This is a genomic window from Streptomyces sp. ICC4, from assembly GCF_003287915.1.
GTDB lineage: Bacteria > Actinomycetota > Actinomycetes > Streptomycetales > Streptomycetaceae > Streptomyces > Streptomyces tritrimontium.
Window position 1 is genome coordinate 790,447 of the sequence record NZ_CP030286.1, and the last position, 16,005, is coordinate 806,451.

14 protein-coding genes and 1 pseudogene are annotated in these 16,005 nt (G+C 72.4%); 10 read left to right on the plus strand and 5 right to left on the minus strand.

The window, feature by feature from the left end:
• The first annotated feature begins 20 nt into the window (after positions 1–20).
• Positions 21–1,550 carry a UDP-N-acetylglucosamine 1-carboxyvinyltransferase gene (locus tag DRB89_RS03645; RefSeq protein WP_112447347.1) on the plus strand — a complete coding sequence of 510 codons (1,530 nt, stop codon included), beginning with the start codon at positions 21–23 and terminating at the stop codon, positions 1,548–1,550.
• Between the two features lie 156 nt (positions 1,551–1,706).
• On the opposite strand, the gene DRB89_RS03650 is transcribed toward DRB89_RS03645, so the two are convergent.
• Both DRB89_RS03650 and DRB89_RS03655 read right to left on the minus strand, forming a co-directional pair.
• On the minus strand, positions 1,707–1,946 hold the full coding sequence (locus DRB89_RS03650) for a hypothetical protein (RefSeq protein ID WP_112447349.1): 240 nt from the start codon (positions 1,944–1,946) through the stop codon (positions 1,707–1,709).
• Positions 1,947–2,093: 147 nt separating this feature from the next.
• Positions 2,094–2,531, minus strand: coding sequence for a pyridoxamine 5'-phosphate oxidase family protein (locus DRB89_RS03655; RefSeq protein ID WP_112446228.1), 438 nt, complete (start codon positions 2,529–2,531; stop codon positions 2,094–2,096).
• Positions 2,532–2,652: 121 nt separating this feature from the next.
• Here DRB89_RS03655 and clpB point away from each other — a divergent pair, with 121 nt between their 5' ends.
• Positions 2,653–5,253 carry an ATP-dependent chaperone ClpB gene (gene clpB, locus DRB89_RS03660; protein WP_112446229.1) on the plus strand — a complete coding sequence of 867 codons (2,601 nt, stop codon included), beginning with the start codon at positions 2,653–2,655 and terminating at the stop codon, positions 5,251–5,253.
• 216 nt (positions 5,254–5,469) lie between these two features.
• Positions 5,470–6,036, plus strand: coding sequence for a YbjN domain-containing protein (locus DRB89_RS03665; protein ID WP_112446230.1), 567 nt, complete (start codon positions 5,470–5,472; stop codon positions 6,034–6,036).
• Between the two features lie 14 nt (positions 6,037–6,050).
• On the opposite strand, the gene DRB89_RS03670 is transcribed toward DRB89_RS03665, so the two are convergent.
• Positions 6,051–7,250, minus strand: coding sequence for a mannosyltransferase family protein (locus DRB89_RS03670; RefSeq protein ID WP_112446231.1), 1,200 nt, complete (start codon positions 7,248–7,250; stop codon positions 6,051–6,053).
• Positions 7,251–7,294: 44 nt separating this feature from the next.
• Between DRB89_RS03670 and DRB89_RS03675 the strand changes: the two genes are divergently transcribed.
• Complete coding sequence (locus DRB89_RS03675) at positions 7,295–7,711, plus strand: DUF3224 domain-containing protein (RefSeq protein WP_112453110.1); 417 nt, start codon at positions 7,295–7,297, stop codon at positions 7,709–7,711.
• A 62-nt stretch (positions 7,712–7,773) separates the two neighbouring features.
• Here the strand turns inward: DRB89_RS03675 and DRB89_RS03680 are convergent, their stop codons facing one another.
• Both DRB89_RS03680 and DRB89_RS42680 read right to left on the minus strand, forming a co-directional pair.
• Complete coding sequence (locus DRB89_RS03680; protein WP_112446232.1) at positions 7,774–8,958, minus strand: pyridoxal phosphate-dependent aminotransferase; 1,185 nt, start codon at positions 8,956–8,958, stop codon at positions 7,774–7,776.
• A 109-nt stretch (positions 8,959–9,067) separates the two neighbouring features.
• The gene (locus tag DRB89_RS42680; RefSeq protein ID WP_162688457.1) at positions 9,068–9,469 is read right to left on the minus strand and encodes a hypothetical protein; all 402 of its coding nucleotides are present in this window, start codon (positions 9,467–9,469) and stop codon (positions 9,068–9,070) included.
• Between the two features lie 240 nt (positions 9,470–9,709).
• On the opposite strand from DRB89_RS42680, the pseudogene DRB89_RS03690 reads away from it, so the two are divergent.
• The 6 genes and pseudogenes from DRB89_RS03690 to fbaA form a co-directional block, all read left to right on the plus strand.
• Positions 9,710–10,213, plus strand: a pseudogene (locus tag DRB89_RS03690) (DUF2617 family protein); the annotation flags it as partial.
• Positions 10,214–10,561: 348 nt separating this feature from the next.
• Positions 10,562–12,226 carry a polyamine aminopropyltransferase gene (locus DRB89_RS03695; RefSeq protein WP_112446234.1) on the plus strand — a complete coding sequence of 555 codons (1,665 nt, stop codon included), beginning with the start codon at positions 10,562–10,564 and terminating at the stop codon, positions 12,224–12,226.
• A 113-nt stretch (positions 12,227–12,339) separates the two neighbouring features.
• Positions 12,340–13,305, plus strand: a complete 966-nt coding sequence (locus DRB89_RS03700) for an SRPBCC family protein (protein ID WP_112446235.1) — start codon at positions 12,340–12,342, stop codon at positions 13,303–13,305.
• 56 nt (positions 13,306–13,361) lie between these two features.
• Positions 13,362–14,150: an aldose 1-epimerase gene (locus tag DRB89_RS03705; RefSeq protein ID WP_112446236.1), complete on the plus strand. Its 789-nt coding sequence runs from the start codon at positions 13,362–13,364 to the stop codon at positions 14,148–14,150.
• A gap of 32 nt (positions 14,151–14,182) precedes the next feature.
• Entirely contained in the window at positions 14,183–14,719 is a 537-nt protein-coding gene (gene pyrE / locus DRB89_RS03710; RefSeq protein WP_112446237.1) for an orotate phosphoribosyltransferase, read from the plus strand.
• 259 nt (positions 14,720–14,978) lie between these two features.
• Entirely contained in the window at positions 14,979–16,001 is a 1,023-nt protein-coding gene (gene fbaA, locus DRB89_RS03715) for a class II fructose-bisphosphate aldolase (protein ID WP_112446238.1), read from the plus strand.
• Positions 16,002–16,005 lie beyond the last annotated feature (4 nt).

Genomic DNA, 16,005 nt, shown 5'->3' on the forward strand with positions numbered 1-16,005 from the left:
ATCTGAGATACGGTGCAGCCATGGCAGACGACTACCTCGTACGCATCGGCAAGCTCATCCGTGACGCCCGGCAGCACCGTGGCTGGACACAGAGTCAGCTCGCCGACGCACTCGGCACCAGCCAGAGTGCCGTGAACCGGATCGAGCGCGGCAACCAGAACATCAGCCTTGAGATGATCGCCCGCATCGGGGAAGCCCTCGACAGCGAAATCGTCTCCCTGGGCTACGCCGGTCCGATGCACCTGCGCGTGGTCGGCGGCCGCCGGCTGTCCGGCGCCATCGACGTCAAGACGAGCAAGAACGCGTGCGTCGCCCTGCTGTGCGCCTCACTGCTCAACAAGGGCCGCACGGTGCTGAGGCGGGTCGCCCGGATCGAGGAGGTCTACCGCCTCCTGGAGGTCCTGAACTCCATCGGTGTCCGCACCCGCTGGATCAACGACGGCGTCGACCTGGAACTCGTACCGCCCGCCCGCCTCGACATGGACGCCATGGACGCGGACGCGGCCCGCCGGACCCGCAGCATCATCATGTTCCTGGGTCCCCTCCTGCACCGGATGGACCACTTCAAGCTGCCGTACGCGGGCGGCTGCGACCTCGGCACCCGCACCATCGAGCCGCACATGATCGCCCTGCGCCGCTTCGGCCTGGACATCACCGCGACCGAGGGCATCTACCACGCCCAGGTCGAGGCCGGGGTCTCCCCGGACCGCCCGATCGTGCTGACCGAGCGCGGGGACACCGTCACCGAGAACGCGCTGCTGGCCGCCGCCCGGCACGACGGGACCACGGTCATCCGCAACGCCTCCTCCAACTACATGGTCCAGGACCTGTGCTTCTTCCTGGAGGCGCTCGGCGTCCGGGTCGACGGCGTCGGCACCACGACCCTGACGGTCCACGGCGTCCCGAACATCGACGTGGACGTGGACTACTCCCCCTCCGAGGACCCGGTCGAGGCGATGAGCCTGCTGGCCGCGGCCGTGGTCACCGAGTCCGAGCTGACCATCCGCCGGGTGCCGATCGAGTTCATGGAGATCGAGCTCGCGGTCCTGGAGGAGATGGGCCTCGACCACGACCGCTCCCCCGAGTACACGGCGGACAACGGCCGCACCCGCCTGGTGGACCTCACCGTCCGCCCGTCGAAGCTCGAAGCGCCGATCGACAAGATCCACCCGATGCCCTTCCCCGGGCTGAACATCGACAACGTCCCGTTCTTCGCCGCCATCGCGGCCGTGGCCCAGGGTCAGACCCTGATCCACGACTGGGTGTACGACAACCGGGCCATCTACCTGACGGACCTCAACCGCCTCGGCGGTCGCCTCCAGCTCCTGGACCCGCACCGCGTCCTGGTCGAGGGCCCCACCCGCTGGCGCGCGGCGGAGATGATGTGCCCGCCGGCCCTGCGCCCGGCGGTGGTCGTCCTCCTGGCGATGATGGCGGCCGAGGGCACCTCGGTCCTGCGCAACGTCTACGTCATCAACCGCGGCTACGAGGAACTGGCGGAACGCCTCAACTCGGTGGGCGCACAGATCGAGATCTTCCGCGACATCTAAACCGGCGGACGGGGCGGCCACGACGACCCCCGGATCCCGAGGCCCCCTCGCTCCTCACGGAGCGAGGGGGCCTCTTGCCGTTCGCTCCGGCAACGGGGCTGCCGACGTCGACCTGCCGGGTTGCGGATGACACCGCGCACGGTCCCCGCGCCGCGGCTACGCGTGGGCGTGGCCGGCGTTCCCGCGGGGCTGGGTGACGGCGCCGGACGGCCAGCACGAGGTGCAGCTGCCCGCCGGGGCGGTCTGGCCCGACCAGGCCGGGCCGAGATCGGCGGTGGTGTGGATGCACGTGGCGCAGTCGGCGGCGGGGGCCGCGCCGGCCGTGGGCAGGGAGAGGCCCAGGGCGGCGGTGGACAGGAACAGGGCGGTGGCGGCGGCGCGCACGAACGTCTTCATGCGCGGGATGCTTCCAGGTGCGGTGGGCCGGAGGACAGGCTTCCGGCCGTGCCGCCCGGTGGGGGCCGTGTGGGCCTGGCTCTTGTACACATCTGACGCTGCCGGCGACTCATCCTGTGTACATCTGGTACCCCCCCCGGTGCCCGCCTACGCCCGCCCCATGGCCCGGTCCAGGGTGATCTCCATGACCACCCGGTCCGGGTTCGGCGACGGCGTCCGCCCGTACCGCTCCGCGTAGCGCCGTACCGCCTCCGCGACCGAGGCCTCGTCCGTACGGACCACCGCGCGGCCCTCCAGGGTCGCCCAGCGGCGCCCCTCCATCTGGCACACCGCGACCCGGACCCCGTCCCGCGGGACGGCGCCCGTGTCCTGCGCCGCCAGCACGTTGCGGACCTTCTTGCTGTGCTTGTTGCTGATCACCCGTGCCAGCCCGGCCTCCGGGTCGTACGTCACGCCCACCGGGACCACGTGCGGCGAGCCGTCGGGACGCGGGGTCGTCAGGGTGCAGACGTGCCGCTCCCGCCAGAAGGCGAGGTACTCGGGCGTCGGGTTGAGTACGTCATGGGCTGTGGTGGTTGCCGGCATGTGCGAAGGGTACGATCTTCGGCCTTGAGTGGAATAGACTCAACTTTATGCAGGTTATGCGTGTGAACTACACGCAAGCAGGCAAGCTGCGCACTGACCGCAGGGAGAGGAGAAGCCGCCCGTGGACGCCGAGCTGACCAACAGGAGCCGGGACGCGCTGAACGCGGCCACCAGCAGGGCCGTCAAGGACGGGCACGCGGACCTGACGCCCGCGCACCTGCTGCTGGCGCTGCTCGCCGGCGAGGACAACGAGAACATCACCGACCTGCTGGCCGCGACCGACGCAGACCAGGTCGCCGTGCGGGCCGGGGCCGAGCGGCTGCTCGCCGCCCTGCCCAGCGTCACGGGCTCCACGGTCGCGCCCCCGCAGCCCACGCGCGAGCTGCTCGCCGTACTGGCCGAGGCCGACGCGCGGGCCGGGAAGCTCGGCGACGAGTACCTCTCCACCGAGCACCTGCTCATCGCGCTGGCCGCCAAGGGCGGCGCGGCCGGCGAGCTCCTTTCCGACCAGGGCGCGACCGCGAAGAAGCTGCTGTCCGCATTCGAGAACGCAAGAGGAGGGCGGCGGGTGACCTCCCCCGACCCCGAGGGCCAGTACAAGGCCCTGGAGAAGTTCGGCACCGACTTCACGGCCGCGGCCCGCGAGGGCAAGCTCGACCCGGTCATCGGCCGGGACCAGGAGATCCGGCGCGTCGTCCAGGTCCTCTCCCGCCGTACGAAGAACAACCCGGTGCTCATCGGCGAGCCCGGCGTCGGCAAGACCGCCGTCGTCGAGGGCCTGGCCCAGCGCATCGTCAAGGGCGACGTCCCCGAGTCCCTGAAGAACAAGCGGCTCGTCTCCCTCGACCTCGGCGCGATGGTCGCCGGCGCCAAGTACCGCGGCGAGTTCGAGGAGCGCCTCAAGACCGTCCTCGCGGAGATCAAGTCCAGCGACGGCCAGATCATCACCTTCATCGACGAGCTGCACACCGTCGTCGGCGCGGGCGCCGGCGGGGACTCCGCCATGGACGCGGGCAACATGCTCAAGCCCATGCTGGCCCGCGGCGAGCTGCGCATGGTCGGCGCGACCACCCTCGACGAGTACCGCGAGCGGATCGAGAAGGACCCGGCGCTGGAGCGGCGCTTCCAGCAGGTGCTGGTCGCCGAGCCGTCCGTCGAGGACACCATCGCGATCCTGCGCGGGCTCAAGGGCCGCTACGAGGCCCACCACAAGGTCGTCATCAACGACAGCGCGCTGGTCGCCGCGGCCACCCTCTCCGACCGGTACATCACCTCCCGCTTCCTGCCCGACAAGGCCATCGACCTCGTCGACGAGGCCGCGTCCCGGCTGCGCATGGAGATCGACTCCTCGCCGCTGGAGATCGACGAGCTCCAGCGCTCCGTGGACCGCCTGCGGATGGAGGAGCTGGCCCTGAACAACGAGTCGGACCCCGCCTCCCGCGAACGCCTGGAGAAGATCCGCAAGGACCTCGCGGACAAGGAGGAGGACCTGCGGGGCCTCACCGCCCGCTGGGAGAAGGAGAAGCAGTCCCTCAACCGGGTCGGCGAGCTCAAGGAGCGGCTGGACGACCTGCGCGGCCAGGCCGAGCGGGCCCAGCGCGACGGCGACTTCGACACCGCCTCCCAGCTGCTCTACGGGGAGATCCCGGCGCTCGAGCGCGAGCTGGCGGAGGCCACCGAGGCCGAGGCCGAGGTGTCCAAGGACACGATGGTCAAGGACGAGGTCGGCCCGGACGACATCGCCGACGTGGTGGGCGCCTGGACGGGCATCCCGGCCGGCCGCCTGCTGGAGGGCGAGACCCAGAAGCTCCTGCGCATGGAGGACGAGCTGGGCCGCCGCCTGATCGGCCAGGGCGAGGCCGTGCGCGCCGTCTCGGACGCCGTGCGCCGCACCCGCGCGGGCATCTCCGACCCGGACCGGCCGACCGGCTCGTTCCTCTTCCTCGGCCCGACGGGCGTGGGCAAGACGGAGCTGGCCAAGGCGCTGGCGGACTTCCTGTTCGACGACGAGCGGGCCATGGTCCGGATCGACATGTCGGAGTACGGCGAGAAGCACAGCGTCGCCCGCCTCGTCGGGGCGCCGCCCGGGTACGTGGGCTACGAGGAGGGCGGCCAGCTGACGGAGGCCGTGCGCCGGCGCCCGTACTCGGTGGTCCTGCTGGACGAGGTGGAGAAGGCCCACCCGGAGGTCTTCGACGTCCTGCTCCAGGTCCTCGACGACGGCCGCCTCACGGACGGCCAGGGACGGACCGTGGACTTCCGCAACGCCATCCTGATCCTGACCTCGAACCTGGGCAGCCAGTTCCTGAGCGGGCCGGGTTCGATGGACCCGGCCACGGCGGCGGAGGAGCAGAAGGCCAAGGTCCTGGACGTGGTGAGGGCCTCCTTCAAGCCGGAGTTCCTGAACCGGCTCGATGACATGGTGGTCTTCTCCGCGCTCAGCCAGGCCGAGCTGGCCCACATCGCGGAGATCCAGATCGGCCGCCTCGCCAGGCGGCTGGCCGACCGCCGGCTCACCCTGGACGTCACGCCCGCGGCCCTGGCCTGGCTGGCGGACAAGGGCTACGACCCGGCGTACGGCGCCCGGCCGCTGCGCCGCCTGATCCAGACGGCGATCGGCGACCGGCTGGCCAAGGAGATCCTCTCCGGCGAGGTCAAGGACGGGGACACGGTCCGCGTCGACGTGGCGGGCGAAGGCCTGTTGGTCGGCAAGGTCCTCTGACCCCCTGAGGACGCCCGCAGCCCCGTACGGGGCTGCGGCCCTGGGGCCCCAGGGCCTGGGCCCCCGCCGCACGCGCAAAATCCCTTGAACGGCCATCCGTCCCCCTTACGGCGGGCCTACTCCTGTCCGCCCGGAGCGGATCGTGGCTGCGGGGGTGGACACGGGGTGGGCGCGATGGGGGAGGATGGCCGCATCCGCACGAAGGGAAGTCACACGGTGAGCATCGACCCGGCCTCGATTCCGAACTTCGGAGGGCAGCAGCCCGATCCGCAGGCCACAGGACCGGCGGGCCCCGTCGTCCCCGACCAGGACCTCGTGAAGCAGCTCCTGGAGCAGATGGAGCTCAAGTACGTCGTCGACGACGAGGGTGACCTCGCGGCGCCGTGGGAGGACTTCCGCACGTACTTCATGTTCCGCGGCGAGGACGAGCAGCAGGTCTTCTCCGTGCGGACCTTCTACGACCGCCCGCACAAGATCGACGAGAAGCCCCAGCTCCTCGAGTCGATCGACGACTGGAACCGCCGCACGCTGTGGCCCAAGGTCTACAGCCACACGCACGACGACGGCTCCGTCCGCCTCATCGGCGAGGCGCAGATGCTGATCGGCACCGGCGTGAACCTGGAGCACTTCGTGTCCTCCACGGTCAGCTGGGTCCGCGCGTCGATCGAGTTCGACAAGTGGCTCGTCGAGCAGTTCGGACTGGAGCAGGCCGTCGACTCGGCGGACTCCGCCGAGAAGGCCGAAGGCGACGAGGACGGCGACGGCGCCGCCGAGACCAACTAGGTCTCAGGCCGCCCTCACGGCGCCACTCCGGACGCGAGCAGCAGGTACGGCCCGTATCCGTAGCTGAGCCCGGCCAGCACCGCGGTCACCACGACCGCGGTGCGCGGCCGGGCTTTCGCCATGAGGGCCGCCACCGGCAGCAGCAGGGGGAACGCGGGCAGCAGGAAGCGCGGCTTCGACTCGAAGAACCCGGCGCCGCCGTAGGTCATCACCAGCAGCACGCCGGTGTACACGAGCAGCGGCAGCGGGGTCGAGCGGTCCGCCGCCAGCAGGCCCGCCAGCACCAGCGCGGCCACCAGCAGCACCACCGTCACGTGGGTGGCGAGCTCCACGTTCCCGCCGCCCAGCGCGTGCCGCGCGGAGGCGACCGCGCCGGCCCCGAAGTCGAAGCGCGAGCCCCAGCCGCTCTGCACGGCGAAGTACCCGCCGAGCGGATCGCCCCGGCGCACGCCGACCAGCAGGACGTACGAGGCCCAGCCCGCCGGCGCCGCCAGCGCGGCGGCCCACACCGCGGGCGCGCGGCCCCGCCGCCGCCAGAGCTCCCAGGCGGCGCTCACCACCACGGCGGCGGCGACCGCGATCCCGGTGGGCCGGGTCAGCCCGGCGAGCACGGCCAGACCCGCCGCCCACCCCCAGCGGCCGCGCAGCAGCGCGTACAGGGCCCAGGCGGCGAAGGCGGTCAGCAGGGCCTCGGTGTAGGCGAGGGTCAGCATGAGGGCGTGCGGCAGCACGGCCCACAGCGCGACGAGGAGCAGCCCGGCGCGGGCCCCCAGCAGGTGCGCCCCGACCCGGTACACCCCGACGGCGGCCGCTCCGGCGGCGAGCCAGGCGACGGCGAGCGCGGCGACGGCCAGGGAGCCGGGCAGCACCGCGGAGGCGCAGCGGATGAGGACGGGGTAGAGCGGGAAGAAGGCGGAGTCGCTCTGCACGGAGCCGATCCCGGGCCAGATCTGGGTGCGCCCGTAGCCGTTCTCGGCGATCCGCAGGTACCAGGTGGAGTCCCAGGACTCGCCGAGCACGCGTACGGGGCTGCGCCCGGTCCACCAGGCGGCCACGGCGACCGCCAGCACACCGGCCCCGCGGACGGCGGCGTACACCCCGAGGGCGACGAGCGCGCCGGGCGCCCGGCCGTGCAGGCCGCGCCCGCCGGGCTCACCGTGCCCGTCGCGCCCCTCGCGCCCGGTCCGTATGCCGCTGCTCGACAGCGTCGCCATGCATCCCGACTTTCCTGGTCTCGCCTGAGTACGCTCATCGGATGATGAGAGCTTCCGGCACGTTCGAGGTCGTCAGCTTCACCCCGGCACCGCTCGCCCCGGAGCCCGCCGTGGAAACCGGGCTCCCGGTCGGAGTCGCGACGATGGAGAAACACTACGAGGGCGAGAGCCTCACGGGCCGCTCGGCCACGCTCTTCACGGCCGCCTTCGACCAGGAGACGGGCGTCGGCAGCTACGTGGCGATGGAATCCTTCGAAGGCTCCCTCGCCGGCCGCGAGGGAGCCTTCAACTTCGTCCACTCGGACGCCACGGACGGCGGCCCCACCCGCGGCGCCGAACACTTCGCGATCGTCCCGGGCAGCGGCACGGCCGCCCTGAAGGGCATCACGGGCGCGGGCGGCCTGCGCGTCGACGAGAACGGCGTCCACCACATCTGGTTCGACTACGCCCTCCCGGCCTGACCCCGGAGCCGCCCCGCCGCAGCGCGCCGGGGCGGCCCCGGGCCTCCGCCGCCGCGCACCGCTCAGAGGCGGCGCAGGCGGTTCACCGCTTCCTCCAGGACGGACGTCTGCTTGCAGAAGGCCCACCTGACCTGGGTGGCGCCCGCCTGCTTGTCGTCGTAGAAGACCTGGTTCGGGATCGCGACCACCCCGCAGCGTTCGGGCAGCGCCCGGCAGAAGGCCAGGCCGTCCTTCTCGCCGAGCGGGGTGATGTCCGTGGTGATGAAGTACGTGCCCTGCGGGCGGTAGACCTCGAAGCCGGCCGCCGCGAGGCCGTCGGCCAGCAGGTCGCGCTTCGCGGCCAGGTCGGCGCGGAAGGACGTGAAGTACGAGTCCGGCAGGGCCAGCGCCTCGGCGATCGCGTACTGGAAGGGGCCGGAGGAGACGTAGGTGAGGAACTGCTTCGCCGAGCGGACCGCCGTCACCAGCTCCGGGGTCCCGGTCACCCAGCCGACCTTCCAGCCGGTGAAGGAGAAGGTCTTGCCGGCGGAGGAGATGGTGACCGTGCGCTCGCGCATGCCCGGCAGGCCGGCCAGCGGGGTGTGGGCGCCCTCGAAGACCAGGTGCTCGTACACCTCGTCCGTGATGACCAGCAGGTCGCGGGAGACGGCCAGCTCCGCGACCGCGGCCAGCTCGGCGGGGGTGAGGACCGTGCCCGTCGGGTTGTGCGGGGTGTTCAGGAGGAGGAGGCGGGTGCGCGGGGTGACCGCCGCCTTCAGCGCGTCGACGTCCAGGCGGAAATCGGGGGCGCGCAGGGTCAGCGGGACGCGGACCGCGCCGGCCATCGCGATGCAGGCGGCGTACGAGTCGTAGAAGGGCTCCAGGGCGATGACCTCGTCGCCCGGCTCCAGGAGGGCCAGCAGGGTGGCCGCGATGGCCTCCGTGGCGCCCGCCGTGACCAGGACCTCGGTGTCGGGGTCGTAGGCCAGGCCGTAGAAGCGCTGCTGGTGGGCGGCGATCGCGCCGCGCAGCTCCGGGACGCCGGGACCCGGCGGGTACTGGTTGCCCCGGCCGTCGAGGACCGCGCGCGCCGCCGCTTCGGCGATCTCGACCGGGCCGTCGGTGTCGGGGAACCCCTGGCCGAGGTTGATCGCCCCGGTGGAGGCGGCCAGCGCGGACATCTCCGCGAAGATCGTCGTGCCGAAGGCCGCCAGCTTGCGGTTGAGGAAGGGGCGGTTGGTGCGTTCGGGAGCGCTCATGGGCGCCATCCTGTGGGCAACCTCTGGACTTGCTCAAGTGTGCTTTGGGCCGTGCTGCCCGAGGGCATCCCCCCGGTACGCGGGACAACAGGGGATTCCGCACCCGGGAAACCGGGGGTCAGACGGAAGGGGGGACGAGCATGGTGGTCGTCCTGGTCTTGGTCGGCGTCGCCGTGGTTGTCGGCATCGGCTTCATCGCGGTGGCGGCGGTCCGCGCGGCATGCAGCGGGTACACGTCGGGCGGTTCGGGCGGGTCCGACAGCGCCGCCACCAGCAGCTGGTGGGTGGGCGGCAGCAGCAGTGGCGGCGGATCCTCGACGTCCTCCTGCGGGTCCTCCTCGTCCTCCTGCGGCTCCTCGTCCTCCTGTGGATCGTCCTCGTCCTGCGGCGGCGGAGGATGCGGTTCCAGCTGACACGGGGCAGCATGGATCCGTGGCCTCCGCCGCGGGAATACAAGAGACGCCCGCCGGGGACAACTTCCGTCGGGCGTCTTCTTGTTCGGGGCGACGGGGCCGCGCATTACGGCGTACGGGCGGCATGTTGTTGAACACGTGAACTGTGGAGCCCCCGAGGGGATGTAAACCCCGTCAAGTTGGGTAAAAACGCTGTGAGTGCCGTGCCTTTCATGATTCCCTCGGTTGAGTAGACCAGTCCTCGGACCTCCCTGGACTTCCTGTGGACCCGTGCCGGTGTCCCCCACCCGTTGACTACCGCTGGCGGGCCCCGGCCCATCTCCCTCGCGCGTTTGCGGAGCCGACTCATGCTCACGACCCTCCAGACCACCTATACCGACACGCGTGCAGCCGATCTCGCCTGGGCCCTGGGTCGGGACCGGCTGCCCGCCCTGGCCGTACTGAACCTCGAACTTGGTGGCGCGAAAGTGGAGTTGCGCCTCCTCGGAGCCTCCCACCAGGTGCTTCTGGAGGAGGGTGACGTGTTCTGTTCGGAGACCGTCGCCTGCATGCCCGGCAGCAGCACCCCCCTCCCGCTCGGCGTGGCCAAGCGGGTCGGCGAATGGGAGTACGAGTTCGCCGCCCGGGTCGAGACCCTCTCGCGCGGCTCCTTCGCCGGGCGGGCGCAGGAGCTGCTCGCTCTGGTGGCCGATCACCCGAACGGGCTCGCCGGGACCTTCCCCGGCAGCCCGCACGCCTTCACCGCCATGCTCGCGCAGCGCTACGAGGGCCAGGTCCGGTGGCGGACCTGGCACGCGTACCCGCAGGAAGGACAGCTGGTGGCGACCCGCACCCGGGTCGGCGTACGGATGGGGGCGGCGGGCGCGGCGGCCGCCGCCGCGGCCACGGCGGCGGCCGGCACCTTCGGAGCTCCCGTCGGGGCCTCCGCGGGAGCTCCCTTCGCGTCCTCCGTCGAATCGCCGGCGCTGATCTAGTCCCCGGGCTCCCAGGTCCCCGGGTCCGGTAGGCCCGGCTCCGGCGTCTCCGGCGTCTCCGGCTCCCGCGTCCCCGGCTTCCGCGTCCCCGGCTCCGGCGGGGGCGCCGCGGGGGCACGGGAGCCGGGGGTTGCCGAGCGGTTACGCCAACTGCCCCAACCAGTGCGCCACTTACACCCATGTGGGTGACCGGATGCGAGCAGGCGGTGACGTACGGTTCGCTTCATGATCGACCGTTCCGCCCCGCGCGGGGTGCTGCGCACCCGGTGGCGCCGCCTCCCGGCTCCGGAGCCGCGCGGAGCGGCCCGCGTCCCGGCTGCCCTTCCCGTACGGCCGAGGACCGGCCGACTCCTCGTCCTGGCCACCGTGTTCGTCTGCGCCGCCTGCGGGCTCGTATACGAACTGGAGCTGCTCGCCCTCGGCTCCTACCTCATCGGGGACTCCGTCACCCAGGCGTCGGTCGTGCTGTCCGTCATGGTCTTCGCCATGGGCGTCGGATCCCTGCTCGCCAAGGCGCTGCGCAACCGCCCCGCCTTCGGCTTCGCCGCCATCGAGGCAGCCCTCGCCCTCCTGGGCGGCCTCTCCGCCATGGCCCTCTACGCCAGCTTCGCCTGGCTGGGGGAGTCCCGGCTCGCGCTCGTCGCCTTCTCCTTCGCCATCGGCGTCCTCATCGGCGCCGAGATCCCGCTCCTGATGGTGCTCATCCAGCGGATCCGCAGACAGGACGCGGGCGGCGCCGTCGCCGACCTGTTCGCCGCCGACTACGTCGGCGCCCTCGTCGGCGGCCTCGCCTTCCCCTTCCTGCTCCTGCCCGTCCTCGGCCAGCTCTCCGGCGCCGTGCTCACCGGAACCGTCAACGCCCTCGTCGGCGGCGGCCTCGTCTTGTGGCTCTTCCGCCGGGACCTGAGCCGCCGCGCCCGCTGGCTGCTCGTCGCCGCCAACCTCGCCGTCCTCACCGTCCTGGGCTGTGCCACCGTCTTCGCCGACGACTTCGAACGCGTGGCCCGCCGCGCCGTCTACGGCGGCGAGGTCCGCGTCGCCGTGCAGACCGGCGTCCAGGAACTCGTCCTCACCGGCCCCGCGACCGGCTCGCCGCGCTCCCTCGACCTCTTCCTCGACGGCCGCCTGCGGGTCAGCGGCTACGACGAGTACCGCTACCACGAGGCCCTCGTCCACCCCGCCATGACCGGCTCGCACACCCGCGTGCTGGTCCTCGGCGGCGGAGACGGCCTCGCCGCCCGCGAGGTACTGCGCTACCGCGACGTCGCCTCCGTCACCGTCGTCGAGCTCGACCCCGGCGTCGTACACCTCGCCCGCACCGACCCGATGCTCTCCGCGCTCAACGGCCGGGCGTACGAGGACCCGCGGCTCGGCGTCGTCAGCCAGGACGCCTTCCGCTGGCTGCGCGGACCCGCCGCACACGGTCGCTTCGACGTCATCGTCTCCGACCTGCCCGACCCCGGCATCACCCCCAGCACGAAGCTGTACTCGCAGGAGTTCTACGGGCTGGCCGCCCGGGCCCTGCGCCCCGGCGGGCGCCTCGCCGTCCACGCCGGACCGTTCGCCACCAGGCCCCGCAGCTACTGGACCGTCGAGGCCACCCTGCGCGCCGCGGGCCTGAGCACCGCCCCCTACAGCGCGGGCGGCCGCCTCTCGGGCTTCGCCGCCGGGCCCGACCGGGCGCTCGGCGCCGCCGCCGCGCCGCCGCCGCAGGACTGGGGCTTCGTCCTCGCCGCCCGCGAGGGAGTCCCCCGACTGCGCGTGGACCGGGACACGCCCGCGCTGCGCTCACTGTCCACGCAGTCCCTCGGCGACGCCGCCCGCGACGCGGAACGGGTCCGCATGCCGGGCCTGCCGCCGTCGACGCTCCCGCACCCGAGGTACTCGTAACCCGCCCCGATGCCGGAGGACGGGTGACGGGTGACGGGTGCCGCCCGGGGCCCGGGGTCATTGACTTCGCCGCCTCACTGACGGGAAGCGGCCGCGTCGGTAGGCTCGAGCGCATGGAGCATCAGGTGTTCGTTCCGGTCCCCGCCGCCGACGTCCGCGCCGTGCTGCGCGATCCCGCCCGGGTGGCGCGCTGCGTACCGGGACTCCAGCAGGACGCCGACACCGGGGCCGGGCCGCTGTCCGGCCGGCTTAAGGTGCGGGTCGGCGGGCACACCGTGACCTACCGGGGCGCCCTGACCGTCACCGAGCGGGACCCCGACCGCTTCACCCTCTCCGGCGAGGGCACGGAGGTGCGGGGCAGCGGCAGCGTGAAGCTCTCCCTCGAGCTGCGCCTGACCGAGGCGGACGGCGGCACCCGGCTGGAGTTCACCGCCGAGGGCGCCGCCGACGGCCGGGCCGCCGCCTTCGCCCCGGAAGCGGCCGCCACGGCCGCGCACCGCCTCCTCGACCGGGCCGCCGGACACCTGGCGGCGCTCGCGGTCACCGACGCGCCCGAGGAGCGCGAAGCGCCCGAAGCGCGCCAGGATTCCGGGGCCGCGGCCCCGGCCGCGGACCTCGGCGCCGACCGTGCGGCCGACCGTGCGGCCGACCTCGACGCCGACCTCGACGCCGACCTCGACGCCGACCTCGACGTGGACCCGGGCCTGGACTCCGATCTGGACCCCGGTCCGGACGCGGACGCCGACCTCGACATCACCGAGGTCACCGCCTCCGTTTTCGACACCGAGGTCCCGCCCCCCTCGCTCGACCCGTTCCTCGACGGCACCTTCGAAGGCGCCGCCCTCGGGGACCTCGGCGGCCCCCCGCGCCCGCCCGCGGAGGCCGCCCACGCCCGCCGCACGATGATCGGCCGCAGCGCGGAGGAGGTCGACCACGCCCCGCCGCGCGGCCGCTACGCCCCGGTCCCCGCCCCCACCTCCGCCGCGGCGGGCGCGAACCTGCGCTGGATCGCCCCGGCAGCCGCCGTCGCCGTCGCATCGGCCGTCCTCCTGGGCCGGGCCCTGCGCCGCCGCCGCTGACCACGCGCCGCACCGTGCGGCCCTGAACACCCCGCCGACCTGGCTAAGGTCATGGCATGAGTACGCAACTGCGCGCCGGCGGCGCCGAGGTGACCATCGACCAGGAGAACGGCTGCCGGATCAGCAGTCTGCGCGTCGACGGGACGGAGCTGCTGAGGCAAGGGGACCACTACGGCTCCTTCCCGATGGTCCCCTGGTGCGGCCGCACCAGGAACGGGCAGTTCCAGGACGGCGCGACCCTGCACCAGCTGCCGCTCAACCACCCGCCGCACGCCATCCACGGCTTCGGCCGCGACGCCGCCTGGCGCCCCGCCCGCGCGACCGCCACCGAGGCCGCGTTCACGTACCCGCTCGCCGACCCCTGGCCGTACGACGGGCTCGTCACGCAGATCTTCGAGCTCGGCGAGGACGCGCTGACCCTGACCATGGGCATCGAGACGTACGAGGACTCCTTCCCGGCGCAGGCCGGCTGGCACCCCTGGTTCCACCGCAACCTCGGCAACGGCGGCGAGGACGTGCGCATCGCCTTCGACGCCGCCTGGCAGGAGGAGCGCGGCGCCGACCACCTGCCCACCGGCAACCGGATCGACCCGAAGACCGGCCCGTGGGACGACTGCTTCGGCATGCCCTACGGCGTGGACGTCACCCTGACGTGGCCCGGCGCGCTGGAGTTGAAGGTCGCCAGCCGCTCCGAATGGGTGGTCGTCTACGACGAGGAGCCCGAGGCCGTCTGCGTGGAGCCGCAGTCCGGCCCGCCGAACGGCCTGAACAGCCTCCCGCACCTGGTCACCCCGGTGGACCCGCTGGAGATCTCCACGACCTGGAGCTGGCGGCGCCTGGCTTAGGGGCCTTTCCCGGCCCCACTAAGCTCGTGCCCATGAGTGACGTACGCGATGAGCTTCTGCAGCAGATCAAGGACAAGGCCGTCGTGCACGGCAAGGTGATCCTGTCCTCCGGCCTCGAGGCCGACTACTACATCGACCTCCGCCGGGTGACCCTCGACGGCAAGGCGGCCCCGATGGTCGGGCAGGTCATGCTCGACCTCACCGCCGACCTGGAGTTCGACTGCGTCGGCGGCCTGACCCTGGGCGCCGACCCGGTCGCCACCTCGATGCTGCACGCCTCCGCCGCGCGCGGCGCGACCCTGGACGCCTTCGTCGTCCGCAAGGCGCAGAAGGCGCACGGCATGCAGCGCCGTATCGAGGGCACCGACGTGAAGGGCAAGCGCTGCCTGGTCGTCGAGGACACCTCGACCACCGGCGGTTCCCCGCTGACCGCCGTCGAGGCGGTCCGCGAGGCCGGCGGCGAGGTCGTCGCCGTCGCGACGATCGTCGACCGGGGTGCGGCCGACGCCATCGCCGCGGCCGGCCTGCCCTACCTCACCGGCTACCAGCTGGACGATCTCGGCCTCTGAGAAGAGCAGGGGGCGTTTCACGCAACTGGTGACTTAGGTCCCCAAGCCCCGCGGCGCAGCGCACCGACCGCTGCTGACCTGGGCTTTTCCGGCCGGGTGGAGTGTTTCACGTGAAACACTCCACCCGGCCGGATCCATGTCGCGCCGTCACCGAGGTGGAGTGTGCCGCCGAGTCTGGAAAGATGGGCCCGACGGCAACGTCGCCCCCAGGTCAGGGCCCGCAATAAGCACACTCCCCGCACATCCAAGGAGCGGACAGATGCCCATCGCAACCCCCGAGGTCTACAACGAGATGCTCGACCGGGCGAAGGCAGGCAAGTTTGCCTACCCGGCGATCAACGTGACCTCGACCCAGACCCTGCACGCTGCGCTGCGCGGCTTCGCGGAGGCCGAGAGCGACGGCATCATCCAGATCTCCACCGGTGGTGCGGAGTTCCTGGGTGGCCAGTACAACAAGGACATGGTCACCGGCGCCGCCGCCCTGGCCGAGTTCGCGCACATCGTGGCCGCCAAGTACGACATCACCGTCGCGCTGCACACGGACCACTGCCCCAAGGACAAGCTGGACACCTACGTCCGTCCGCTGATCGAGATCTCCGCCGAGCGCGTGGCCCGCGGCCTGAACCCGCTCTTCCAGTCGCACATGTGGGACGGCTCCGCCGAAACCCTCGCCGACAACCTGGCCATCGGCCAGGAGCTGCTGGCCAAGGCCGCCGCCGCGAAGATCATCCTCGAGGTCGAGATCACCCCGACCGGCGGCGAGGAGGACGGCGTCAGCCACGAGATCAACGACGAGCTGTACACCACCGTCGACGACGCGCTGCGCACCGCCGAGGCCCTGGGCCTGGGCGAGAAGGGCCGCTACCTGCTGGCCGCCTCCTTCGGCAACGTGCACGGCGTCTACAAGCCGGGCAACGTGGTCCTGCGCCCCGAGCTCCTCAAGGACCTCCAGGCCGGCGTCGGCGAGAAGTACGGCAAGTCCTCGCCGTTCGACTTCGTCTTCCACGGCGGCTCGGGCTCCACGGCCGAGGAGATCGCCACCGCGCTGGAGAACGGCGTCGTGAAGATGAACCTCGACACCGACACCCAGTACGCGTTCACCCGCCCGGTCGTGGACCACATGTTCCGCAACTACGACGCGGTCCTGAAGGTCGACGGCGAGGTCGGCACCAAGTCGAAGTACGACCCCCGCACGTGGGGCAAGGCCGCCGAGGCCGGCATGGCCGCGCGCGTCACCGAGGCCTGCGCGAACCTGCGTTCCACGGGCACCAAGCTCAAGTAGTCGC

Coding starts and splice junctions, on each gene's coding strand:
- DRB89_RS03650 (WP_112447349.1), bottom strand. CDS start 1,946: ATGAAGACGTTCGTGCGCGCCGCCGCCACCGCCCTGTTCCTGTCCACC.
- DRB89_RS03675 (WP_112453110.1), top strand. CDS start 7,295: ATGAGAGCTTCCGGCACGTTCGAGGTCGTCAGCTTCACCCCGGCACCG.
- DRB89_RS03705 (WP_112446236.1), top strand. CDS start 13,362: ATGAGTACGCAACTGCGCGCCGGCGGCGCCGAGGTGACCATCGACCAG.
- DRB89_RS03670 (WP_112446231.1), bottom strand. CDS start 7,250: ATGGCGACGCTGTCGAGCAGCGGCATACGGACCGGGCGCGAGGGGCGC.
- DRB89_RS42680 (WP_162688457.1), bottom strand. CDS start 9,469: ATGCGCGGCCCCGTCGCCCCGAACAAGAAGACGCCCGACGGAAGTTGT.
- DRB89_RS03700 (WP_112446235.1), top strand. CDS start 12,340: ATGGAGCATCAGGTGTTCGTTCCGGTCCCCGCCGCCGACGTCCGCGCC.
- DRB89_RS03695 (WP_112446234.1), top strand. CDS start 10,562: ATGATCGACCGTTCCGCCCCGCGCGGGGTGCTGCGCACCCGGTGGCGC.
- DRB89_RS03680 (WP_112446232.1), bottom strand. CDS start 8,958: ATGGCGCCCATGAGCGCTCCCGAACGCACCAACCGCCCCTTCCTCAAC.
- fbaA (WP_112446238.1), top strand. CDS start 14,979: ATGCCCATCGCAACCCCCGAGGTCTACAACGAGATGCTCGACCGGGCG.
- DRB89_RS03655 (WP_112446228.1), bottom strand. CDS start 2,531: ATGCCGGCAACCACCACAGCCCATGACGTACTCAACCCGACGCCCGAG.
- pyrE (WP_112446237.1), top strand. CDS start 14,183: ATGAGTGACGTACGCGATGAGCTTCTGCAGCAGATCAAGGACAAGGCC.
- DRB89_RS03645 (WP_112447347.1), top strand. CDS start 21: ATGGCAGACGACTACCTCGTACGCATCGGCAAGCTCATCCGTGACGCC.